Source organism: Streptomyces sp. NPDC047886 (assembly GCF_043204435.1).
Classification (GTDB): domain Bacteria; phylum Actinomycetota; class Actinomycetes; order Streptomycetales; family Streptomycetaceae; genus Streptomyces.
This window is the reverse complement of the sequence record NZ_JBIDCF010000001.1, coordinates 132,480-155,992: the sequence shown is the minus strand read 5'-3', so window position 1 is coordinate 155,992 and position 23,513 is coordinate 132,480. Positions and strand designations below refer to the sequence as shown.

Below are 23,513 nucleotides of genomic sequence, written 5' to 3'. Positions count from 1 at the left end.
GGGTCGCCTGACCCGCTGCCGGCCTGCCGGCGGCGCCGGGGCGTCGAACGGGCGCCCCGGCCGCGGAGCACCTCCGCCCCCACCGGAGGTGCTCCGTTCCCGGCCGTCGGGGCTTCCGCTCGCACCCGGAGTGTCACCGGTCGCCAGTAGGGTGTGAGTCATGGCAGACCCCTCCAGCTACCGCCCCAAGCCGGGACAGATCCCCGACTCGCCGGGGGTCTACAAGTTCCGTGACGAGCACCGCCGGGTGATCTACGTCGGGAAGGCCAAGTCGCTGCGCCAGCGGCTGGCGAACTACTTCCAGGACCTGGCGGGTCTGCATCCGCGTACGCGCACGATGGTCACCTCCGCCGCGTCCGTCGAGTGGACCGTCGTCTCCACCGAGGTCGAGGCGCTGCAGCTGGAGTACTCCTGGATCAAGGAGTTCGACCCCCGCTTCAACGTCAAGTACCGCGACGACAAGAGCTACCCCTACCTCGCGGTCACCCTGGGCGAGGAGTTCCCGCGCGTGCAGGTCATGCGCGGCCACAAGCAGAAGGGCGTACGGTACTTCGGGCCTTACGCGCACGCCTGGGCGATCCGCGAGACCGTCGACCTGCTCCTGCGCGTCTTCCCGGTCCGTACGTGCACGTCCGGCGTGTTCAAGAACGCCGCGCGTACCGGCCGCCCCTGCCTGCTGGGCTACATCGGCAAGTGCTCGGCGCCCTGCGTCGGCCGGATCGGTCCGGAGGAGCACCAGGAACTGGCCGAGGAGTTCTGCGACTTCATGGCGGGCCGGACCGGTACGTACATCCGGCGCCTGGAGAAGGACATGGCGGCGGCGGCCGACGAGATGGAGTACGAGCGGGCCGCCCGGCTGCGTGACGACATAGACGCCCTCAAGCGCGCCATGGAGAAGAACGCCGTCGTCCTCGCCGACGCCACCGACGCCGATCTGATCGCCGTCGCCGAGGACGAACTCGAAGCGGCCGTGCAGATCTTCCACGTCCGGGGCGGCCGGGTGCGCGGGCAGCGCGGCTGGGTCACGGACAAGGTCGAGGCCGTCGACACGGCGGGCCTGGTCGAGCACGCCCTCCAGCAGCTGTACGGCGAGGAGCGCGGGGACGCCGTCCCCAAGGAGGTCCTCGTCCCCGCCCTCCCCGAGGACGCGGACGCCGTCACCCAGTGGCTCGGCGACCGGCGCGGCTCCCAGGTGTCCCTCCGCATCCCGCAGCGCGGCGACAAGAAGGACCTCATGGCGACGGTCGGCCGCAACGCGCAGCAGGCTCTGGTCCTGCACAAGACGAAGCGCGCCAGCGATCTGACCACCCGCTCCCGCGCGCTGGAGGAGATCGCGGAGGCGCTCGACCTGGACACCGCGCCGCTGCGGATCGAGTGCTTCGACATCTCCCACCTCCAGGGCGAGGACGTCGTCGCGTCGATGGTCGTCTTCGAGGACGGGCTGCCGCGCAAGAGCGAGTACCGCCGCTTCCAGATCAGGGGCCGGGTCGGTGACACCCAGGTGTGGCACGGCGAGGGGCAGGACGACGTCCGGTCCATGCACGAGGTGATCAGCCGCCGGTTCCGCCGCTACCTCGCCGAGAAGGAGAAGACGGGAGAGTGGGTCGGCCAGAACGGCGAGACGGGTGAGGTCCCGGCCGACGGCGAGACGGACCTCACCGAGGAGAGCGGGCGGCCCAGGAAGTTCGCGTACCCGCCGCAGCTCATCGTGGTCGACGGCGGACAGCCCCAGGTCGCGGCGGCCCAGCGGGCCCTGGACGAGCTGGGGATCGACGACATCGCGGTCTGCGGTCTCGCCAAGCGGCTGGAGGAGGTCTGGCTGCCCGGCGAGGACGATCCGGTCGTCCTGCCCCGGTCGAGCGAGGGGCTGTATCTGCTGCAGCGCGTGCGTGACACGGCCCACGACTTCGCCATCCGCTACCAGCGGACCAAGCGGCACAAGCGCCTCAGGACCAGCCCCCTGGACGCCGTGCCGGGTCTGGGCGACGCCCGCAAACGGGCGCTGATCAAGCATTTCGGCTCGGTGAAGCGGCTGCGGCAGGCGACAATCGAGCAGATCTGTGAGGTGCCGGGGTTCGGCCGGAAGACCGCCGAGGCCGTGGCCGTGGCCCTCGCGGAGGCCGCCCCGGCCGCTCCCGCCGTGAACACGGCGACAGGAGAGATCATGGAAGACGACGACCGGGGACCACGCACGGACGGGGGATCCCGAGATGACTGAGCACACCGGCCCGGCCAACCGACCGGACCAGACGCATGGACCCGGCACACCGGACACACCGGGCACACCGGACACGGCAGAGCGAGAAGACGGAGCAGCAGACGTGAGTACGGGCACGACGATCGAGGCCGGCCAGGCCGCCGAGGCGGCCATCCCCGAGCTGGTGATCATCTCCGGCATGTCCGGCGCCGGGCGCAGCACCGCCGCCAAGTGCCTGGAGGACCTCGGCTGGTTCGTCGTGGACAACCTGCCGCCCGCCCTGATCCCCACCATGGTGGAGCTCGGCGCCCGCTCGCAGGGCAATGTGGCGCGGATCGCCGTCGTCGTGGACGTGCGGGGCCGCCAGTTCTTCGACAACCTGCGGGAGTCGCTCGCCGACCTGGACGCCAAGCAGGTCACGCGGCGGATCGTGTTCCTGGAGTCGTCCGACGACGCCCTGGTCCGCCGGTTCGAGTCGGTGCGCCGCCCGCACCCGCTCCAGGGCGACGGGCGCATCGTGGACGGCATCGCCGCCGAGCGTGATCTGCTGCGCGAGCTGCGCGGCGACGCCGACCTGGTGATCGACACCTCCAGCCTGAACGTCCACGAGCTGCGCGCCAAGATGGACGCCCAGTTCGCCGGGGGCGAGGAGCCGGAGCTGCGGGCCACGGTCATGTCGTTCGGCTACAAGTACGGGCTGCCCGTCGACGCCGACCTGGTGGTGGACTGCCGGTTCCTGCCCAATCCGCACTGGGTGCCCGAGCTGCGCCCGTTCACCGGGCTCAACGCGGAGGTGTCGGGGTACGTCTTCAACCAGCCCGGCGCCAAGGAGTTCCTCGACCGGTACACGGAGCTGCTGGAGCTGATCGCCGCCGGCTACCGCCGTGAGGGCAAGCGGTACGTGACGATCGCGGTCGGCTGCACGGGCGGCAAGCACCGCTCCGTCGCCATGTCCGAGAAGCTCGCCGCCCGGCTCGCCTCGGAAGGGGTCGAGACCGTCGTCGTCCACCGGGACATGGGGCGCGAGTGAGGCCGTACCGCCGGCGTACGGGCACGCTGACCGCCCGTACGCTCCGCAGACGGGGCACCCAGCCCAAGGTCGTCGCCCTCGGCGGGGGCATGGGCCTGTCCGCCTCCCTGGCCGCGCTGCGGCGGATCACCGGCGACCTGACGGCCGTGGTCACGGTCGCCGACGACGGCGGTTCCAGCGGCCGCCTCCGCGAGGAGCTCGGCGTGCTGCCGCCCGGGGACCTCCGCAAGGCGCTGGCCGCGCTGTGCGGGGACGACGACTGGGGCCAGACCTGGGCCCGGGTCATCCAGCACCGCTTCCAGTCCAAGGGCGACCTGCACGAGCACGCCGTCGGCAACCTGCTGATCGTCGCCCTGTGGGAGCAGCTCGGCGACCATGTGCAGGCGCTCGACCTGGTGGGCCGGCTGCTCGGCGCGCACGGCAGGGTGCTGCCCATGTCGGCCGTGCCGCTGGAGCTGCAGGCGCTCGTCAAGGGCCACGATCCGGCGCGCCCGGACGACGTGGACGTGGTGCGGGGCCAGGCGACCGTGGCGCTGACGCCCGGCGAGGTGCAGTCGGTGCACCTCGTGCCGAACGACCCGCCGGCCGTGCCCGAGGCGGTGGCGGCCGTGCTGGACGCCGACTGGGTGGTGCTGGGCCCCGGCTCCTGGTTCTCGTCGGTGATCCCGCACCTGCTGGTGCCCGAACTGCTGGACGCCCTGGTGGAGACCAAGGCGCGCCGCGTGCTGTCGCTGAACCTCGCGCCGCAGCCCGGTGAAACCGCCGGGTTCTCTCCGCAGCGTCATTTGGAGGTTTTGGGGCGACACGCCCCTAAACTCGCCCTGGACGTGGTGCTGGCCGACGAGGCCGCCGTGCCCGACCGCGAGTCCCTCGCCGACGCGGCGAAGCGGCTCGGTGCCGCGGTCGAGCTCGCCCCGGTGGCGTTTCGTGGGGCTTCCGCCCAGGCCGATGGCCTCGGGGGAGGTTCGTCGAAGCACGACCCGGAGCTGCTGGCCGCCGCGTACGACCGTATTTTTCGGATGCATGGAAGGATCGGCCCATGGCGATGACGGCAGCGGTGAAGGACGAGATCTCCCGGCTCCCCGTCACCCGGACCTGCTGCAGAAAGTCCGAGGTCTCGTCGATCCTGCGGTTCGCCGGCGGGCTGCACCTGGTGAGCGGCCGGATCGTGATCGAGGCGGAGCTGGACACCGCGATGGCGGCCCGTCGGCTGAAGCGGGACATCGCGGAGATCTTCGGGCACAACTCGGAGCTGATCGTGATGGCCCCGGGCGGGCTGCGCCGGGGCTCCCGGTTCGTGGTCCGCGTGGTGGCGGGCGGCGACCAGCTGGCCCGTCAGACCGGTCTTGTCGACGGTCGCGGACGTCCCATCCGGGGTCTGCCCCCGCAGGTCGTCTCGGGGGCCACCTGTGACGCGGAGGCCGCCTGGCGCGGGGCCTTCCTGGCGCACGGCTCGCTGACCGAGCCCGGCCGCTCCTCGTCGCTGGAGGTGACCTGCCCCGGGCCCGAGGCGGCCCTCGCCCTGGTCGGTGCCGCCCGTAGGCTCTCCATCGCCGCGAAGGCGCGCGAGGTACGGGGCGTGGACCGGGTCGTCGTACGGGACGGCGACGCGATCGGCGCGCTGCTGACCCGGCTCGGCGCCCATGAGTCGGTGCTGGCCTGGGAGGAGCGGCGGATGCGCCGCGAGGTCCGTGCCACCGCGAACCGGCTGGCCAACTTCGACGACGCCAACCTGCGCCGTTCGGCGCGTGCCGCGGTCGCGGCCGGGGCCCGGGTGCAGCGCGCTCTGGAGATCCTCGGCGAGGAGGTGCCCGAGCACCTGGCGGCGGCGGGCCGGCTGCGGATGGAGCACAAGCAGGCCTCGTTGGAGGAGCTGGGCGCGCTCGCCGATCCGCCGCTGACCAAGGACGCGGTCGCGGGCCGGATCCGGCGGCTGCTGGCCATGGCCGACAAGCGGGCGCAGGACCTGGGCATCCCGGGGACGGAATCCAGCCTGACCGAGGAGATGGCGGACGGTCTGGTCGGCTGACCCGGGTCCGCGCTCACCAGCGGTCTTCCCGCCCGGCATCCTCGGGTCCGAGGGTGCCGGGCGGTGCCGTGTGGCCCCCGAGACGCTCTTGACATGATCATGAAGGGTGATGAGCCTGGCGTCTGTTCGTTTCGCGGTGGCATCCGGACAGACAACGACAAAGAGGGGCTCATGAGACGCAGAGCGAGATCGATCCTCGCCGCTGTTTCCCTGCTCTTGACCAGCCTGATCGCGGCGCCCGCCGTCGGGGCCGCGCCCGCCGACGACGGCGGCGGAACCGGCGACGGCCTCACCGTCTGGCACGCCGAAGTGACCCGGGAGCAGGTGCCCCTGCTCCTCGAAGCGGGCGCGGACGGGCACGAACTCACCGAGCGCGTCCCCGACCGGGGCACCGCCACCCTCGAGCTCTACCTCACCCGGGCCCAGGCCCGCCACCTGCGCGGCAAGGGCGTCGACGTCACCGCCCACACCATCGCCGGGACCGCCAGGCAGCGCGTCGCCGCCGCGGGCGACGGCGTGTTCCGCCCGTACGGCGGGCAGGGCGGCCTCAAGGAGGAGATCCTCGCGACGGCCCGCGCGCACCCCGCCCTGACGAAGGTCGTCAGCATCGGCAAGACCGTCAGGGGCCAGGACATCCTCGCCGTCAAGGTCAGCAAGGACGCCACGAGGCACCGGGACGGCACCAGGCCCGCCACCCTGTACCTGTCCAACCAGCACGCCCGCGAGTGGATCACGCCCGAGATGACACGGCGGCTGCTCCACCACTACCTCGACTCCTACGGCACGGACCCCCGGGTCACCAGGATCGTCGACACCACCGAACTCTGGTTCGTCATCTCCGCCAACCCCGACGGCTACGACTACACGCACGCCGCCGACGGCAACCGCCACTGGCGCAAGAACCTCCGCGACAACGACGCCGACGGGCGGATCGCCCCGGGGGACGGAGTCGACCTCAACCGCAACTTCGCCTACAAGTGGGGCTACGACAACGAGGGTTCGTCCCCCGACCCGGCCGGTGAGACCTACCGCGGCCCCGGCCCGATGTCCGAGCCGGAGACCCGCGCACTCGACGCCTTCCAGAAGCGCGTCGGCTTCCAGTACGGCGTCAACTACCACTCCGCCGCGCAGCTGATCCTCTACGGCGTCGGCTGGCAGGTCGCCACATCGACCCCGGACGACACCGCCCTGAAGGCGCTCGCCGGAACCCCCGCCGCTCCGGCGGTCCCCGGCTACCGCCCCCAGCTCTCCTCCGAGCTCTACACCACCAACGGCGAATCCGACGGACACGCGGCCAACGTCAACGGGATGCAGATGTTCACCCCCGAGATGTCGACCTGCGCCACCGTCTCCCGGATCGACCCCGACGACGCCTGGGAGCCCGGCGACTGCGCGTCGGTCTTCACGTTCCCCGACGACGAGAAGCTCATCCAGCAGGAGTTCGCCAAGAACATCCCGTTCGCGCTCGCCGTCGCCGAGTCGGCCGCCCACCCCGACCGGCCCGTCTCCCCGGTCGGCATCGAGGCACCCGACCTCACCCCGGACGCCTTCACCACCTCGTACGCGCGCGGCCCCCAGCAGGTCGCCGTCACCGCCCGCAAGTCGCTGCGGGACAAGGAGCTCAAGTACCGCGTCAACGGCGGCCGCACGCACGACGAGGACCTCAGCCCGTGGCGCGGCGGCAGCACCTACGGCGGCGACGACAACCTGCACTTCGACCAGTACCGCGCGCGGGTCAGGGGCGCCCGCCCGGGAGACACCGTCGAGGTCTGGTTCACCGCCCGCACCCGCGACGGCAGGCGGACCTCCTCCACGCCGTTCACGTACACCGTGGCCGAACGGCCCCGGGCGGACGTCCTCGTCCTCGCCGAGGAGGGCGGCACCGGCCCCGCGCGCCACACCGCCGCGTACACCGGCGCCCTCGCCGACAACGGCCACCGGGCGGCCGTCTGGGACACCGCGACCCGGGGCACCCCGCACCCGCTGGCCGTCCTCTCCCACTTCAGGACCGTCGTCTGGTACACCGGCGACCAGCGGCCGGCCGGCCCGACCACGCTCGCCGTGCGCGACTACCTCAACGAGGGCGGCAAGCTGATCAACGCCGGTGAGCAGGCCGGCGGCCAGGTGAACATCGGCCGCGCCCTCTCCGACGACTTCGCCCAGTACTACCTCGGCGCCTACCGCCGCCTCTCGCTCGCGTCCCCGCCCGCCTTCGCCGGCGCGGGACCGCTCGCCGGAGCCCGCGCCGGGCTCGCGGGCGCCGACGGCAACCCCCTGGACCACGCGGGCGCCTACACCGTCACCTCCGACACGCTGACCCCCGACCGGTTCCCCTGGTTCCGCAGCGCGGCGGCCGGCGACTACCCGGACGTCCGCACCCCCTACGAGCCCTACGAGGGCGAGACGTTCGCCGCCGCCCGGCACGCCCACAACGCCTGGATGCGGCTGTCCCGCACCGCGGACCTCACCGGCGTCGACGCGGGGGCCCGGCCCACCCTGCGGTTCCGGCTCAGCCATGACACCGAACCCGGCTACGACCACGTGATCATCGAGGCCCGCACCCAGGGCCGGGACGACTGGACGACCCTGCCCGACCTCAACGGCCACACCTCCACCCGGCTCCCCGACGACTGCGCGGAGGGCTTCTACGCCGCCGGGCACCCCGCCCTCACCCGCTACCTCACCGTCGGCGACGACGGCTGCACGGCCACCGGCACCACCGGCTCCTGGAACGCCCTCAGCGGCACCTCCAACGGCTGGCGCGAGATCGCCGTCGACCTGAGCGGCTACGCGGGCGAGCGCGTCGAGCTGTCCGTCTCGTACGTCACCGACCCCGGCGCCGGCGAGGTGGGCGTCTTCGTGGACGCCGCCGAGCTGGTCGTCGACGGCGCCGTACGGGACAGCGAGGGGTTCGAGACGTCCCTCGGCGTCTGGTCCGTGCCCGGGCCTCCGCCCGGCAGCCGCGCGAACGCCGTCGACTGGGCCCGCTCCCCGGCGCTGCTCCATCCACGGGCGGCCGTCACCACGCGGGACACCGTGCTCCTCGGCTTCGGCCTGGAGCACCTGACGAGCCGCGCCGAACGCGCCCGGCTCACCGGAAAGGCCCTCGCCGCGCTGCGGCGCTGACCCTCCGTAGTCCCCCTGAGGCCCGGTGGAGTGAGGCCGGGGGCCCCTTCGGCCTTACTCGCCGGTAGGCGCGATGTCGGGTTCGTACGGGTGCGCTCGATGTCACTCCGGCGCCCCGGGAGAGGTAGGGTCGTAAGCGGTCGGGGACATCCCATACAACTCGCCGGCGTCGAAACCCGGCGTACCTAACGAGGAGATCGGTTCGTGACGATCCGCGTAGGCATCAACGGCTTTGGCCGCATCGGTCGTAACTACTTCCGCGCGCTGCTGGAGCAGGGTGCTGACATCGAGATCGTGGCTGTCAACGACCTGGGCGACACCGCGACCACGGCTCACCTGCTGAAGTACGACACCATCCTGGGTCGCCTCAAGGCAGAGGTCAGCCACACCGCCGACACCATCACCGTCGACGGCCACACCATCAAGGTACTCTCCGAGCGCAACCCGGCCGACATCCCCTGGGGCGAGCTGGGCGTCGACATCGTCATCGAGTCGACCGGCATCTTCACCAAGAAGGCCGACGCCGAGAAGCACATCGCCGGCGGCGCCAAGAAGGTCCTCATCTCGGCTCCGGCCACCGGCGAGGACATCACCATCGTCATGGGCGTCAACCAGGACAAGTACGACGCGGCCAACCACCACGTCATCTCCAACGCCTCCTGCACCACCAACTGCGTGGCGCCGATGGCGAAGGTCCTCGACGAGAGCTTCGGCATCGTCAAGGGCATGATGACGACGGTCCACGCCTACACCAACGACCAGCGCATCCTGGACTTCCCGCACAAGGACCTGCGCCGCGCCCGCGCCGCCGCGGAGAACATCATCCCGACCTCGACCGGTGCCGCCAAGGCCACCGCCCTGGTCCTCCCGCAGCTCAAGGGCAAGCTGGACGGCATCGCCATGCGCGTCCCGGTCCCCACCGGCTCCGTCACCGACCTCGTCCTCGAGCTCGACCGCGAGGTCACCAGGGACGAGATCAACACGGCCTTCCAGAAGGCCGCCGAGGGTCAGCTCAAGGGCGTCCTGGAGTACACCGAGGACCCGATCGTCTCCTCGGACATCGTCAACTGGCCGGCCTCCTGCACCTTCGACTCGTCCCTGACCATGGTCCAGGGCAAGCAGGTCAAGGTCGTCGGCTGGTACGACAATGAGTGGGGCTACTCCAACCGCCTCGTCGACCTCACCGTGTTCGTCGGCGGTCAGCTCTAAGCACCAGGGCAGGGCACTTCGATGCGAGCACAGGGCTCGGGCAGCGCAACGCCGCGCTGTACGAGCCCTGTCGCTTGCCTCGATATCTCCAGGGTCTCCAAGGAGTTCAGTACACATGAAGACGATCGACGCACTTCTCGCCCAAGGGGTCGACGGTAAGCGGGTATTCGTCCGCGCCGACCTCAACGTGCCGCTCGACGGCACGACCATCACCGACGACGGCCGCATCCGTGCCGTCCTCCCCACCGTCAAGGCCCTCGCCGAGGCCGGTGCCAAGGTCGTCGTGGCCTCCCACCTCGGCCGCCCCAAGGGCGCCCCGGACCCGGCCTTCTCGCTGCGCCCGGCCGCCGAGCGCCTCGGCGAGCTGCTCGGCTCGCCCGTGGCGTTCGCAGGCGACACCATCGGCAGCGAGGCCCACGCGGTCGTCGGCGGCCTGGAGGCCGGCCAGGTGGCCGTCATCGAGAACCTCCGCTTCAACGCCGGCGAGACGTCCAAGGACGACGCCGACCGCGCCGAGTTCGCCTCCCGCCTCGCCGCGCTCGCCGACGTGTACGTCGGCGACGGCTTCGGCGCCGTGCACCGCAAGCACGCCTCGGTCTTCGACCTGCCGAAGCTGCTGCCGGCCTACGTCGGCAGCCTCATCGCCACCGAGGTCGGCGTCCTCAAGAAGCTCACCGACGACGTCAAGCGCCCGTACGTGGTTGTCCTCGGCGGTGCCAAGGTCTCCGACAAGCTGGGCGTCATCGACCACCTGCTGGAGAAGGCCGACCGCATCCTCATCGGCGGCGGCATGGCGTACACCTTCCTCAAGGCCAAGGGCCACGAGGTCGGCATCTCGCTGCTCCAGGAGGACCAGATCCCGGCCGTCCTCGAGTACCTGGAGCGCGCCGAGAAGCGCGGCGTGGAGTTCGTCCTCCCCGTCGACGTGCTGGTCTCCGCCGAGTTCCCGGACCTGAAGACCAAGGCCCCGGCCAACCCCGCCACGGTCGCGTCGGACGCCATCCCGGCAGACCAGGAGGGCCTGGACATCGGCCCCGAGACCCGCAAGCTGTACGCATCGAAGCTCGCCGACGCGGCCACCGTCTTCTGGAACGGCCCCATGGGCGTCTTCGAGCACCCCGACTACGCCCAGGGCACCAAGGCCGTCGCCCAGGCGCTCGTCGACTCCCCGGCCTTCACCGTCGTCGGCGGTGGCGACTCCGCCGCCGCCGTCCGGATCCTGGGCTTCGACGAGAACGCATTCGGCCACATCTCGACCGGCGGCGGCGCGAGCCTCGAGTACCTCGAAGGCAAGACGCTTCCCGGCCTCGCCGCACTGGAGGACTGAACCCCGTGACTGCCCGTACCCCGCTGATGGCGGGCAACTGGAAGATGAACCTCAACCACCTCGAGGCCATCGCCCACGTCCAGAAGCTCGCCTTCGCCCTGACCGACAAGGACCACGACGCCGTCGAGGTCGCGGTCCTGGCGCCCTTCACCGACCTGCGGTCCGTCCAGACCCTGGTCGAGGGCGACAAGCTCAAGATCAAGTACGGCGCCCAGGACATCTCGGCGCATGACTCCGGCGCCTACACCGGCGAGATCTCCGGCGCGATGCTGGCCAAGCTGAAGTGCTCCTACGTCGCCGTGGGCCACTCCGAGCGCCGCCAGTACCACGGCGAGACCGACACGACCTGCAACGAGAAGGTGAAGGCCGCCTACAAGCACGGTCTGACCCCGATCCTCTGCGTCGGCGAGGGCCTCGACGTGCGCAAGGCGGGCGACCAGGTCGCCTACACCCTCGCGCAGCTCGACGGCGCCCTGAAGAGCATCCCCGCCGAGCAGGCCGAGTCCATCGTGATCGCCTACGAGCCGGTGTGGGCCATCGGCACCGGCGAGGTCGCCACGCCGGACGACGCCCAGGAGGTCTGCGGGGCCATCCGCGGCCGGCTGGCCGAGCTGTACTCCCAGGAGCTGGCCGACCAGGTCCGCATCCAGTACGGCGGCTCCGTCAAGGCGTCGAACGTCGCCGCGATCATGGCGCAGCCCGATGTGGACGGCGCCCTGGTGGGCGGTGCCGCACTGGACGCCGACGAATTCGTCAAGATCGTCCGCTTCCGCGACCAGTGAGCGCCCCCGGCGGACAGCCGGTGAGAGCCGGTGAGCAACCGGTGAGTATGCGGTAGGGCAGATCCGTCGTAGGCTTGCGGGGGCCCCGGCTTTACGAGCCCGGGCCCCCGTCGTCCGTAGAGTTCCGAGAGAATTGCCAGGAAGTAGGGTCCAGCCGTGGTTATGGGGTTCTCGATCGCCCTCATCGTCTTCAGCGCGCTGCTGATGCTGCTGGTGCTGATGCACAAGGGGAAGGGCGGCGGTCTCTCCGACATGTTCGGTGGCGGCATGCAGTCGTCCGTCGGCGGCTCCTCGGTCGCCGAGCGCAACCTGGACCGCATCACCGTGGTCGTCGGTCTGCTCTGGGTCGCCTGCATCGTCGTCGTGGGGCTGCTGATCAAGCTGGAAGGCTGAGCCGACGGTTCCGCGTCCCGGGGTGTAACTCCAATCACTGGACGCGCGTTGGGCCTTACGTAGACTGGGGCATCTTCGAGCACCATCACGCAGGGAGTTACGACCGTGGCAAGTGGCAACGCGATCCGGGGAAGCCGGGTCGGGGCGGGGCCGATGGGGGAGGCCGAGCGGGGCGAATCCGCGCCGCGGCTCCGCATCTCCTTCTGGTGCTCGAACGGGCACGAGACGCAGCCGAGCTTCGCCAGCGACGCACAGGTTCCGGACACCTGGGACTGCCCGCGGTGCGGGTTCCCGGCGGGCCAGGACCGGGACAACCCGCCGGACCCGCCGCGCACCGAGCCGTACAAGACGCACCTGGCGTACGTACGGGAGCGGCGCAGCGATGCCGACGGCGAGGCGATCCTGGCCGAGGCGCTCGCCAAACTGCGCGGCGAGATCTGAGCAGGCGCATCACGGGCTCTGTCCGCGAAACACCGGTTTCGCGGCGGGGCCCGTTCGCATGCCCGGTTCCGCTCACCGGTCGTCCTGTTCGCGTCGGTATCAGTGCTCCAGATCAATTAGGTTGGAGGGGCAGCGGGGCAACAGGCAGGTACGAGAAGAAGTGGGCTGATGTCCGACATGAACGCAGAAGTCCGAGGCAGACTCCACCACATGGCCGAGTGGTCCGCACTCGGCGAGCACCGTGAGCGGCTGGGGCGGACGCACCTGCGCGAGCTGTTCGCAGACGACCCGGCGCGCGGCTCCCGCTACGCCCTGCGGGTCGGCGACCTGTATCTGGACTACTCCAAGCAGCTCGTGACCGACGAGACGCTGGGGCTGCTGCGCGAGCTGGCCTCGGCGACCGGGGTCGCCGAACTGCGCGACGCGATGTTCCGCGGCGACAAGATCAACACCACCGAGGACCGGGCCGTCCTGCACACGGCCCTGCGCGCGCCGCGCGACGCCGTCATTGAGGTCGACGGCGAGAACGTCGTCCCCGAGGTGCACGCCGTCCTCGACAAGATGGGCGCCTTCTCCGACCGCGTCAGGGCCGGGGAGTGGACCGGGCACACCGGGAAGCCCATCAAGAACATCGTCAACATCGGCATCGGCGGTTCCGACCTCGGACCGGCGATGGCGTACGAGGTCCTGCGCTCCTACACGCGCCGCGACCTGACGTTCCGTTTCGTCTCGAACGTGGACGGCGCCGACCTGCACGAGGCGATCCGCGACCTCGACGCGGCCGAGACGCTCTTCATCATCGCGTCCAAGACCTTCACCACCATCGAGACCATCACCAACGCCACGTCCGCCCGCGACTGGCTGCTCACCGAGCTGAAGGCCGGCCAGGAGGCCGTGGCCAAGCACTTCGTGGCGCTGTCCACCAACGCCGACAAGGTCGCCGACTTCGGTATCGACACGGCCAACATGTTCGAGTTCTGGGACTGGGTCGGCGGCCGCTACTCCTACGACTCGGCCATCGGGCTCTCCCTGATGATCGCCATCGGCCCGCAGCGCTTCCGCGAGATGCTCGACGGCTTCCGGCTGATGGACGAGCACTTCCGCACCGCTCCGGCGGAGGAGAACGCGCCGCTGCTGCTCGGCCTGCTCGGCGTCTGGTACGGCGCCTTCTTCGACGCCCAGTCGCACGCCGTCCTGCCGTACTCGCACTACCTGTCCAAGTTCACGGCGTACCTCCAGCAGCTCGACATGGAGTCCAACGGCAAGTCCGTGGACCGCGACGGCAACCCCGTCGAGTGGCAGACGGGACCGGTCGTCTGGGGCACCCCCGGCACCAACGGCCAGCACGCCTACTACCAGCTGATCCACCAGGGCACCAAGGTCATCCCCGCCGACTTCATCGGCTTCGCCAAGCCCGTCGACGACCTGCTGCCCGGCCTCGTCCCCCAGCACGACCTGCTGATGGCGAACTTCTTCGCGCAGACCCAGGCGCTCGCCTTCGGCAAGACCCCGGACGAGGTACGGGCCGAGGGCGTGCCCGAGGAGCTGGTGCCGCACAAGACGTTCCGCGGCAACCACCCCACCACCACGATCCTCGCCGACGAACTGACCCCGTCCGTCCTCGGCCAGCTGATCGCCCTGTACGAGCACAAGGTCTTCGTCCAGGGAGCGATCTGGAACATCGACTCGTTCGACCAGTGGGGCGTCGAGCTCGGCAAGGTCCTCGCCAAGCGGATCGAACCGGTGCTCACCGAAGGAACCGGCGGTGAGGGGCTGGACAGCTCGACCGCCACGCTGACCGACGCGTACCGGACGCTGCGGGGGCGGTAGAAGGCCATGACGGGGGAGGACGCGGTGCGACTGAGGCCGCCGAACAACACGCTGAACGAACGGGCCGTCAACTGGTGGCGGACGCAGTGGCTGCTGCTCACCGTGGTGCCCGTGCTCGTGCTGACGGTCCTGGCCGGGTTCCTCGAACCCGCCAGGGGCTGGCTGCTGGCCGCCGCGGCGGCCGTCACCGTGCTCGGTCTCGGCTGCACCGCGTTCTTCCCCCGCTGGTGGTACCGGGTCCACCGCTGGGAGGTCACGGACGACGCCGTCTACGTCCGTACCGGGTTCTTCTGGCAGGAGTGGCGGATCGCGCCGATGTCCCGGATCCAGACCGTGGACACCGTACGGGGCCCGCTGGAGCAGGCGTTCCGGCTCGCCACGGTCACCGTCACCACCGCGTCCGCCAAGGGCGCCGTCACCATCGCGGGCCTCGATCACGAGCTGGCGGCCGGCCTCGCCGAGCGGCTCACCCGGATCACCCGCGACACACCCGGGGACGCCACGTGAGCGCCGTCCCGCCACAGAGCGCGGCGGCGAACACCACCGCCCCGGCGGAGGCGGAGTGGCGGCGGCTTGACCGGCGGACGATCCTCGTCAGCGCACTGGTCATGGCCGGTGTCGCGGCGGGTGGCGCGGTACCGGCGTTCCTGGGCCTGGCCGGCACCATGGCCGTATGGCAGGCGCTGCTCGTGGTGGCCGCAGGGGCCCTCCTGCTGATCGGCGGCGGCGCCGGAGCCGACTACGTACGGTGGCGCAGGACCCGCTACCGGATCGGCGCCGAACGGGCCGAACTCCACACCGGGCTGCTGCTCGTCAAACGCCGCTCCCTGGCCCGCGAGCGGATCCGCAGCGTCGACCTGACGGCCAACCTCCTCCTGCGCGTCCTGGGACTGGTGAAGGTCCGCATCGGCACGGGCGAGAACACCGGCGGCGGCGAATCCACCCTGGAACTCGACCCGGTCACCCGCGCCGAGGGCGAACGGCTCCGCCGGGTCCTCCTCGCCCGGCCGCGGCAGACGGCCGACGGCGACCACCGCGAGGGCGAACTCGCCGTCCTCGACCCGCTCTGGATCCGCTACGCACCGGTGTCGTTCGTGGTCCCGCTGCTGGGCGGCGCGGCCGTCGGAGCGGTCATGCAGATAAGCGACTGGTTCGGCGCGCAGGGCCGGGTCATCGACTGGATAGGGGACCGCTTCCGGGAGACCCCGCTGATCTGGCTCGTGGTGGTCGTCGCCGGAGCCGCGCTGCTCACCGGAGTCGTCGGCGCACTGGGCCTGTGGGTCGAGATGTGGTGGAACTACCGGCTGGAGCGCGAACCAGGCGGCACCCTCCGGGTCCGGCGCGGCCTGTTCACCGCCCGCTCGCTGTCCATCGAGGAACGGCGGCTGCGCGGCGTGGAGCTCGTCGAGCCGATCGGCGTCCGGCTGTGCCGGGCCGCCCGGGTCGACGCGGTCGCCACCGGGCTCGTCCAGGAGAACGACGACAAGCACGCCACCCACAAGACCCTGCTGCCCGCCGTGCCCCGGGCCGTCGCCGACGGCGTGGCGGCGCACATCCTGCGGGAACCCGCCTCGCCGACGGGCGCCCCGCTCACCCGCCACCCGGCCGCCGCCCGCACCCGGCGACTGCGCTGGTCCCTGGGCGCCGCGCTGCCCCCCGTCCTGGTCCTCGCGCTCCTCGGCGCCGTGCTCGACGTGGCGGCGCTGCGGTACGCGGCCCTGGTGACCGGACTGGTGCTGGTGCCGCTCGCGGTGGGCCTCGCCCTCGACGCGTACCGGAACCTGGGCCACGGCATCGGCGGCGCCTACCTGGTCGCCCGCTCCGGTACGGTGCGCCGGACCACCGTGGCGCTCCAGCGCGGCGGCGTGATCGGCTGGACGGTCAAGCAGTCGTACTTCCAGCGCCGCGCGGGCCTCATCACCCTGACGGCGACGACGGCGGCGGGCGACGGCGCCTACCACGTGTACGACGCCGACGGCGGCGAGGGCCTCGGCTTCGCGGCCGCCGCCGTCCCCGGCCTGCTGGAACCGTTCCTGGAGCTCGACCGGACCTGACGCCGGCCGGGGCTGCGGCGAAGGCCCGGTGCCGCCGGGCAGGCGGTACGGCGAAGGCCCGGCGCACCGAGCGGGTGCGCCGGGCCTTCCCGTGCCGTGTGCTCTGCGTCGTTACGCGGACGCCGACGGGTACAGGTCGCGCGGCAGCGCCGACGCGGCCGCCGCGTCCAGCAGCCACAGCGTCCGTGACCGGCCGTACGCACCGGCCGCGGGGGCCTGCAGCTCACCCGCGCCCGACAGGCCGATCTCGACCGCCTTCGCCTTGTCCTCGCCCGCCGCGAGCAACCACGCCTCACGCGCCGCCCGGATCGCCGGGAACGTCAGCGAGATCCGGGTCGGCGGCGGCTTCGGCGCGCCGTGCACGCCCACCACCGTGCGCTCCGTCTCCCGGACCGCCGGGTGCTCGGGGAACAGCGAGGCGACATGCGTGTCCGGGCCGACGCCGAGCAGCAGGACGTCGAACACCGGGACCGGCCCGTGGTTCTCCGGCCGGGCGGCCGCCGCCAGCTCGTCCGCGTAGGCGGCGGCCGCCGCGTCCGCGTCCGTGCCGTACGCGCCGCCCGCCACCGGCATGGTGTGGACCCGCGCGGGGTCCAGCGGCACGCTGTCCAGCAGCGCGGCGCGGGCCTGCGTGTCGTTCCTGTCCGGGTCGCCCTCGGGCAGGAACCGCTCGTCGCCCCACCACAGGTCGAGCCGCGACCAGTCGATCGCGTCCCGGGCCGGCGCCGAACTCAGCGCGGCCAGCAGCCCGTTGCCGTTGCGGCCGCCGGTGAGCACCACCGAGGCGGAGCCCCGGGCGGCCTGCGCGTCCACGATCCGGGTGATGAGCCGGGCCGCGGCGGCCTGCGCCATCAGCTCCTTGTCGCGGTGGACGACGAGTTGAGGTGTGCTCACTTCGCCGCCGCCTTCTTGGCGGGTGCCTTCTTCGCCGGCTTGGCCGGTGCGCCGGCGGGAGCACCGGCAGCGGCGCCGCCGGTCCCGGAGGCGGCCTCGGACGCCTCGGACGCCTCCGACGGCTCCGTCGAAGCGGCGTGGGCCCGCTCCTGAAGCCGGTCCACGCCGTAGCGCAGCGCGGACGCGTAGGTGTCGTCCGGGTCGAGGCGGCGCAGCTCCTCCGCGATCAGCTCGGACGTCTCGCGGCGCTTGAGCGCCACCGCCCGGTCCGGCTGGCCCTCGACGGAGAGCGTCGCCAGGGAACCGTCCGCGCGGTCCAGCGCGATCGGCCCGCAGTCGGTCTCCAGCCGTACGGCCGTCAGTCCGGGTCCCGCCGAGCGCGAACGCTTCACCGGCACCTTCAGCCGGTCCGCCAGCCACATGGCGAGCAGCTCGACGCTCGGGTTGAACTCCTCGCCCTCCACCTCGGCCGACGTCACCTCGCACACGACCTGGTCGAGCGCCGCCGCGAGCATCGAACGCCAGGGCGTGATCCGGGTCCAGGACAGATCCGTGTCGCCCGGGGTGTACGCCTCGGCGCGCGCGGTCAGCTCCTGGACCGGGTGCTCCGCGTTGTACGTGTCGGTGACGCGGCGCTGGCCGAGCGCGCCGAGCGGGTCGCTGGCCGGGTCGGTCGGCGCGTTCACCGGCCACCACACCACCACGGGCGCGTCCGGCAGCAGCAGCGGCAGGACCACCGACTGGGCGTGGTCGATGACCTCGCCGTACAGCCGGAGCACCACCGTCTCGCCGGTGCCCGCGTCCGCGCCGACGCGGACCTCGGCGTCCAGCCGGGCCTTCGCCCGCGAGCGGGGCGAGCGCGAGACGCGCTTGATGACGACCAGGGTCCGCGACGGGTGCTGGCGGGACGCCTCGTTGGCGGCCTTGAGCGCGTCGTACGCGTTCTCCTCGTCCGTGACGATGACCAGCGTCAGCACCATGCCGACCGCCGGCGTGCCGATGGACCGCCGGCCCAGCACCAGCGCCTTGTTGATCTTGCTGGACGTGGTGTCCGTAAGGTCGATCTTCATGGCCGGCGCCAGCTCCGTCCGTCTCGTGCGAGCATTTCGTCCGCCTCGACCGGACCCCAGGTACCCGCCGGGTACTGGGCGGGCCTGCCGTGCTTGTCCCAGTACTCCTCGATCGGGTCGAGGATCCGCCACGACAGCTCCACTTCCTCCACCCGGGGGAAGAGGTTGGAGTCACCGAGCAGGACGTCCAGGATGAGCCGCTCGTACGCCTCGGGGCTGGACTCCGTGAAGGACTCGCCGTACGCGAAGTCCATCGAGACGTCCCGGACCTCCATCGACGTGCCCGGCACCTTGGAACCGAACCGCATGGTCACGCCCTCGTCCGGCTGGACGCGGATGACCAGGGCGTTCTGGCCCAGCTCCTCCGTCGCCGTGTGGTCGAAGGGGGAGTGCGGGGCGCGCTGGAACACGACCGCGATCTCGGTGACCCGGCGGCCCAGCCGCTTGCCGGTGCGCAGATAGAACGGGACCCCCGCCCAGCGGCGGTTGTCGATCTCCAGCTTGATCGCGGCGTAGGTGTCGGTCTTGGAAGCGGGGTCGGTGCCCTCCTCCTCCAGGTAGCCGACCGCCCTCTCGCCGCCCTGCCAGCCCGCCGCGTACTGCGCGCGGACCGTGGACCTGCCCAGGTCCTTGGGGAGCTTGACGGCGCCCAGCACCTTGGTCTTCTCCGCCGCGAGCGCGTCCGCGTCGAAGGAGGCGGGCTCCTCCATCGCGGTCAGCGCCAGCAACTGGAGCAGATGGTTCTGGATGACGTCACGGGCGGCGCCGATGCCGTCGTAGTACCCGGCACGGCCGCCGATGCCGATGTCCTCCGCCATGGTGATCTGGACGTGGTCGACGTACGACCGGTTCCAGATCGGCTCGAACAGCGTGTTGGCGAACCGCAGCGCCATGATGTTCTGGACGGTCTCCTTGCCCAGGTAGTGGTCGATCCGGAAGACCTCGTTGGGCGGGAAGACCTCGTGGACGACCTTGTTCAGCTCCTGCGCGGACACCAGGTCGTGACCGAACGGCTTCTCGATGACCGCCCTGCGCCAGGAGCCCTCCTTCTGGTCGGCCAGCCCGTGCTTCTTGAGCTGCTTGACGACCTTCGGGAAGAACTTCGGCGGTACGGACAGGTAGAACGCGAAGTTGCCGCCGGTGCCCTGCGCCTTGTCCAGCTCCTCGATGGTGGACTTCAGCTGGTCGAACGCCTCGTCGTCGTCGAAGTCGCCCTGGACGAACCGCATCCCCTGGATCAGCTGGTGCCACACCTCCTCGCGGAACGGCGTGCGGGCGTGCTCCTTGACGGCGTCGTGGACCTCCTGGGCGAAGTCCTCGTCCTGCCACTCGCGGCGGGCGAACCCGATGAGCGAGAAGCCCGGCGGCAGCAGACCCCGGTTCGCGAGGTCGTAGACGGCGGGCATCAGCTTCTTGCGTGACAGGTCGCCCGTGACGCCGAAGATCACCAGGCCCGACGGCCCCGCGATACGCGGGAGCCGTCGGTCAGCGGCGTCACGAAGCGGATTCGCTCCGGTGACGGAAACGGCGGACAAGGTGTTACGCCTCCGAAGGTGCGAGGCGCTTGAGCTCCGCCTCGGTCGACTTGAGAAGGTCGATCCAGGCCGCCTCGAACTTCTCGACGCCCTCGTCCTCCAGCAGCTGGACGACGTCGTCGTAGCTGATGCCCAGCTTCTCGACGGCCGCCAGGTCGGCCCGCGCCTGCTCGTACGTGCCGGCGATGGTGTCGCCGGTGATCTCGCCGTGGTCGGCGGTGGCCTCGAGCGTGGCCTCCGGCATGGTGTTCACCGTGCCCGGGGCGACCAGGTCGTCGACGTACAGGGTGTCCTTGTACGCCGGGTCCTTCACGCCCGTCGAGGCCCACAGCGGACGCTGCCTGTTGGCCTGCGCGCGGTCGAGGGCCGCCCAGCGCTCGGAGGCGAACACCTCCTCGTACGCCTCGTACGCCAGACGGGCGTTCGCGAGCGCCGCCTTGCCGCGCAGCGCCTTGGCCTCGTCGGTGCCGAGCCCGTCCAGCCGCTTGTCGATCTCGGTGTCCACGCGGGACACGAAGAAGGACGCCACGGAGTGGATCTTCGACAGGTCCAGGCCGCGCTCCCTGGCCTTCTCCAGACCGGCCAGGTAGGCGTCCATGACCGCCCGGTAGCGCTCCAGCGAGAAGATCAGCGTGACGTTGACGCTGATGCCCAGACCGATGGTCTCGGTGATCGCCGGCAGACCCGCCTCGGTGGCCGGGATCTTGATGAGCGTGTTCGGCCGGTCCACCAGCCACGCCAGCTGCTTGGCCTCGGCGACCGTCGCCCGCGTGTCGTGCGCCAGACGCGGGTCCACCTCGATGGAGACCCGGCCGTCCTGGCCCTGCGTCGCGTCGAACACCGGACGCAGGATGTCGGCGGCGTCCCGGACGTCCGCCGTCGTGATCATGCGAATGGCCTCCTCGACGGTCACCTTGCGGGCCGCGAGGTCCGCGAGCTGCGCGTCGTACCCGTGGCCCTCGGAGATCGCCTTCTGGAAGATCGACGGGTTCGTGGTGACACCCACGACGTGCTGCTGGTCGATCAGCTCGGCGAGGTTGCCGGACGTGATCCGCTTGCGGGACAGGTCGTCCAGCCAGATCGCGACGCCTTCGTCGGAGAGGCGCTTGAGTGCGTCTGTCATGAGAGTTGCATCTCCTATTGGTTCGTATACCGGCGTCAGCGCGCCGCGGCCTCGAGGGATTCCCGCGCGGCGGCGGCGATCGCCTCGGGCGTGAAGCCGTACTCGCGGAAGAGGACCTTGCCGTCCGCCGAAGCGCCGAAGTGCTCCAGCGAGACGATCCGGCCCGCGTCGCCCACGTACCGGTGCCAGGTCAGACCGATACCGGCCTCGACCGCCACCCGCGCCTTCACCGACGGCGGCAGCACCGAGTCCCGGTACCCCTGGTCCTGCTCCTCGAACCACTCGACCGACGGCATCGACACCACCCGGGTCGGCACACCGGCCGCCTGGAGCTGCTCCCGCGCCTCCACGGCGAGGTGCACCTCGGAACCGGTGGCGATCAGCACGGCCTGCGGCTCCGCGCTCCGCCCGTCGGACCCCTCGGCGTCGAACAGGACGTAACCGCCCTTCGCCACGGCCTCGTTGGGCTCGTACGTCGGCACGCCCTGGCGGGTCAGCGCCAGACCGTGCGGGGCGCCCTTGCCGAACTCCTTGGTCCAGCGGCGCAGGATCTCGCGCCAGGCCAGCGCCGTCTCGTTGGCGTCGGCCGGGCGGACCACGTTCAGGCCGGGGATGGCACGCAGCGAGGCCAGGTGCTCCACCGGCTGGTGGGTCGGGCCGTCCTCGCCGAGGCCGATCGAGTCGTGCGTCCACACGTACGTCACCGGCAGGTGCATCAGCGCGGAGAGCCGGACGGCGTTGCGCATGTAGTCGGAGAACACCAGGAAGGTGCCGCCGAAGATCCGGGTGTTGCCGTGCAGCGCGATGCCGTTCATCTCGGCGGCCATCGCGTGCTCACGGATACCGAAGTGGATCGTCCGCCCGTACGGGTCGGCCTCCGGCAGCGGGTTGCCCTCGGGCAGGAACGACGACGTCTTGTCGATCGTCGTGTTGTTCGAGCCGGCCAGGTCGGCCGAGCCGCCCCACAGCTCGGGGATGACCCCGCCGAGCGCCTGGAGCACCTTGCCGGACGCGGCACGGGTCGCGACGGACTTGCCCGCCTCGAAGACCGGGAGCTTCTCCTCCCAGCCCTTGGGCAGCTCGCCCGAGGCGATCCGGTCGAACTCGGCGGCGCGCTCCGGGTTGGCCGTACGCCACTCCGTGAGGGCCTTCTCCCACTCGGCGCGGTCCTCGCGGCCCCGGTCGACGGCCTTGCGGGTGTGCCCGATGACCTCGTCGGAGACCTCGAAGGTCTTCTCCGGGTCGAAGCCGAGGACGCGCTTGGTCGCCGCGATCTCCTCGTCGCCGAGCGCCGAGCCGTGCGACGCCTCGGTGTTCTGCGCGTTCGGGGCGGGCCAGGCGATGATCGAGCGCATCGCGATGAACGACGGGCGCTCGGTCTCCGCCCTGGCGGCCTGGATCGCCGCGTACAGGGCGGCCGGGTCGAGGTCGCCGTTCTCCTGCTGCTCGACGCGCTGGACGTGCCAGCCGTACGCCTCGTACCGCTTCATCGTGTCCTCGGACACGGCGGTCTCGGTGTCGCCCTCGATCGAGATGTGGTTGTCGTCCCACAGCATGATCAGGTTGCCGAGCTTCTGGTGCCCGGCCATCGAGGACGCCTCGGCGGAGATGCCCTCCTGGAGGCAGCCGTCGCCGGCGATGACGTACACGAAGTGGTCGAACGGCGAGGTGCCGGCAGCCGCCTCGGGGTCGAACAGACCGCGCTCGTAGCGGGCGGCCATCGCCATGCCCACGGCGTTGGCGACACCCTGGCCCAGCGGGCCCGTGGTCGTCTCGACGCCCGCGGTGTGGCCGTACTCCGGGTGGCCGGGGGTCTTGGAACCCCAGGTGCGGAACGCCTTGAGGTCGTCCAGCTCCAGACCGAAGCCGGCCAGGTAGAGCTGGATGTACAGCGTCAGGGACGAATGGCCCGCGGAAAGGACGAACCGGTCGCGGCCGGTCCAGTCGGCGTCCGAGGGGTCGTGGCGCATGACCTTCTGGAACAGCGTGTAGGCGGCCGGGGCCAGGCTCATCGCCGTACCGGGATGGCCGTTGCCGACCTTCTGTACGGCGTCCGCTGCCAGGACGCGGACGGTGTCCACGGCCCGCTGGTCCAACTCGGTCCACTCGAGGTCTGTGGTGGTCGGCTTGGTGCTCACCCTGGGTCAGGGCTCCTCTCCACATGTCGTATGCCGGCGACATCGGCGCACCGGCCGCTGCCGAGCCTACCCCCGGAATAACGCGCGATTTTTCGAGTCATTCCAGACTGCCGGGATCCGTCGCCCTCCGCCTCCCGACCGGTTCCTTCCGCGTTCACCATGTGTATACGGAGGCGCTCATTCGATTGCTCATTCGAGCGTGTGAACCGCCCTTTGAAGGCCGTGTTGGAGGCCGTGCGCGGAGGTGTGCGCGAAGGTGTGCGAAGAGGCGCGCGAAGAGGCGCGCGAAGAGCCCGCGGAAACCCCCCTCGCGGCGCCGCCGACAACACGACGGA

Annotated in this window: 18 protein-coding genes; 13 read left to right on the top strand and 5 right to left on the bottom strand. The window is 71.2% G+C overall.

What is annotated here, in order from left to right; genetic code table 11:
* The first annotated feature begins 160 nt into the window (after window positions 1-160).
* The 13 genes from uvrC (at window position 161) to ACGF5U_RS00675 (ending at window position 16,418) form a co-directional block, all read left to right on the top strand.
* Window positions 161-2,218, top strand: coding sequence for an excinuclease ABC subunit UvrC (uvrC, locus tag ACGF5U_RS00735; protein ID WP_392714189.1), 2,058 nt, complete (start codon window positions 161-163; stop codon window positions 2,216-2,218).
* Complete coding sequence (gene rapZ, locus ACGF5U_RS00730) at window positions 2,211-3,227, top strand: RNase adapter RapZ (RefSeq protein WP_392714191.1); 1,017 nt, start codon at window positions 2,211-2,213, stop codon at window positions 3,225-3,227. The genes uvrC and rapZ overlap by 8 nt, the downstream gene beginning before the upstream one ends.
* Window positions 3,224-4,276 (top strand): uridine diphosphate-N-acetylglucosamine-binding protein YvcK, encoded by a 1,053-nt coding sequence (yvcK, locus tag ACGF5U_RS00725; RefSeq protein ID WP_392714193.1) that lies wholly within the window; start codon window positions 3,224-3,226, stop codon window positions 4,274-4,276. Before rapZ ends, yvcK begins: the two co-directional genes overlap by 4 nt.
* Entirely contained in the window at window positions 4,267-5,256 is a 990-nt protein-coding gene (whiA, locus tag ACGF5U_RS00720) for a DNA-binding protein WhiA (protein WP_392714195.1), read from the top strand. The genes yvcK and whiA overlap by 10 nt, the downstream gene beginning before the upstream one ends.
* Before the next feature lie 171 nt (window positions 5,257-5,427).
* Entirely contained in the window at window positions 5,428-8,382 is a 2,955-nt protein-coding gene (locus ACGF5U_RS00715) for a M14 family zinc carboxypeptidase (RefSeq protein WP_392714197.1), read from the top strand.
* A 204-nt stretch (window positions 8,383-8,586) separates the two neighbouring features.
* Window positions 8,587-9,591: a type I glyceraldehyde-3-phosphate dehydrogenase gene (gap, locus tag ACGF5U_RS00710; RefSeq protein ID WP_392714199.1), complete on the top strand. Its 1,005-nt coding sequence runs from the start codon at window positions 8,587-8,589 to the stop codon at window positions 9,589-9,591.
* A gap of 115 nt (window positions 9,592-9,706) precedes the next feature.
* Complete coding sequence (locus ACGF5U_RS00705; protein ID WP_392714201.1) at window positions 9,707-10,918, top strand: phosphoglycerate kinase; 1,212 nt, start codon at window positions 9,707-9,709, stop codon at window positions 10,916-10,918.
* Between the two features lie 5 nt (window positions 10,919-10,923).
* Window positions 10,924-11,700 carry a triose-phosphate isomerase gene (tpiA, locus tag ACGF5U_RS00700; protein WP_392714203.1) on the top strand — a complete coding sequence of 259 codons (777 nt, stop codon included), beginning with the start codon at window positions 10,924-10,926 and terminating at the stop codon, window positions 11,698-11,700.
* Between the two features lie 162 nt (window positions 11,701-11,862).
* The gene (secG, locus tag ACGF5U_RS00695) at window positions 11,863-12,093 is read left to right on the top strand and encodes a preprotein translocase subunit SecG (protein ID WP_392714414.1); all 231 of its coding nucleotides are present in this window, start codon (window positions 11,863-11,865) and stop codon (window positions 12,091-12,093) included.
* Between the two features lie 105 nt (window positions 12,094-12,198).
* Window positions 12,199-12,534: an RNA polymerase-binding protein RbpA gene (locus ACGF5U_RS00690; RefSeq protein ID WP_003957010.1), complete on the top strand. Its 336-nt coding sequence runs from the start codon at window positions 12,199-12,201 to the stop codon at window positions 12,532-12,534.
* 168 nt (window positions 12,535-12,702) lie between these two features.
* Window positions 12,703-14,364, top strand: a complete 1,662-nt coding sequence (gene pgi, locus ACGF5U_RS00685) for a glucose-6-phosphate isomerase (RefSeq protein ID WP_392714205.1) — start codon at window positions 12,703-12,705, stop codon at window positions 14,362-14,364.
* A 6-nt stretch (window positions 14,365-14,370) separates the two neighbouring features.
* Complete coding sequence (locus ACGF5U_RS00680; RefSeq protein WP_392714207.1) at window positions 14,371-14,871, top strand: PH domain-containing protein; 501 nt, start codon at window positions 14,371-14,373, stop codon at window positions 14,869-14,871.
* Entirely contained in the window at window positions 14,868-16,418 is a 1,551-nt protein-coding gene (locus ACGF5U_RS00675) for a PH domain-containing protein (RefSeq protein WP_392714209.1), read from the top strand. The genes ACGF5U_RS00680 and ACGF5U_RS00675 overlap by 4 nt, the downstream gene beginning before the upstream one ends.
* A 111-nt stretch (window positions 16,419-16,529) precedes the next feature.
* Here the strand turns inward: ACGF5U_RS00675 and pgl are convergent, their stop codons facing one another.
* From pgl to tkt, 5 genes are read right to left on the bottom strand one after another with little or no spacing between them, the layout of a single operon-like run.
* Window positions 16,530-17,312 carry a 6-phosphogluconolactonase gene (pgl, locus tag ACGF5U_RS00670; RefSeq protein WP_392714211.1) on the bottom strand — a complete coding sequence of 261 codons (783 nt, stop codon included), beginning with the start codon at window positions 17,310-17,312 and terminating at the stop codon, window positions 16,530-16,532.
* Window positions 17,309-18,382 carry a glucose-6-phosphate dehydrogenase assembly protein OpcA gene (gene opcA / locus ACGF5U_RS00665; protein ID WP_392714213.1) on the bottom strand — a complete coding sequence of 358 codons (1,074 nt, stop codon included), beginning with the start codon at window positions 18,380-18,382 and terminating at the stop codon, window positions 17,309-17,311. The genes pgl and opcA overlap by 4 nt, the downstream gene beginning before the upstream one ends.
* Window positions 18,379-19,917 (bottom strand): glucose-6-phosphate dehydrogenase, encoded by a 1,539-nt coding sequence (gene zwf, locus ACGF5U_RS00660; RefSeq protein WP_392714215.1) that lies wholly within the window; start codon window positions 19,915-19,917, stop codon window positions 18,379-18,381. The genes opcA and zwf overlap by 4 nt, the downstream gene beginning before the upstream one ends.
* Before the next feature lie 4 nt (window positions 19,918-19,921).
* On the bottom strand, window positions 19,922-21,040 hold the full coding sequence (gene tal, locus ACGF5U_RS00655; RefSeq protein ID WP_392714217.1) for a transaldolase: 1,119 nt from the start codon (window positions 21,038-21,040) through the stop codon (window positions 19,922-19,924).
* A gap of 35 nt (window positions 21,041-21,075) precedes the next feature.
* Window positions 21,076-23,178 carry a transketolase gene (gene tkt / locus ACGF5U_RS00650; RefSeq protein WP_392714219.1) on the bottom strand — a complete coding sequence of 701 codons (2,103 nt, stop codon included), beginning with the start codon at window positions 23,176-23,178 and terminating at the stop codon, window positions 21,076-21,078.
* Window positions 23,179-23,513: the final 335 nt, after the last annotated feature.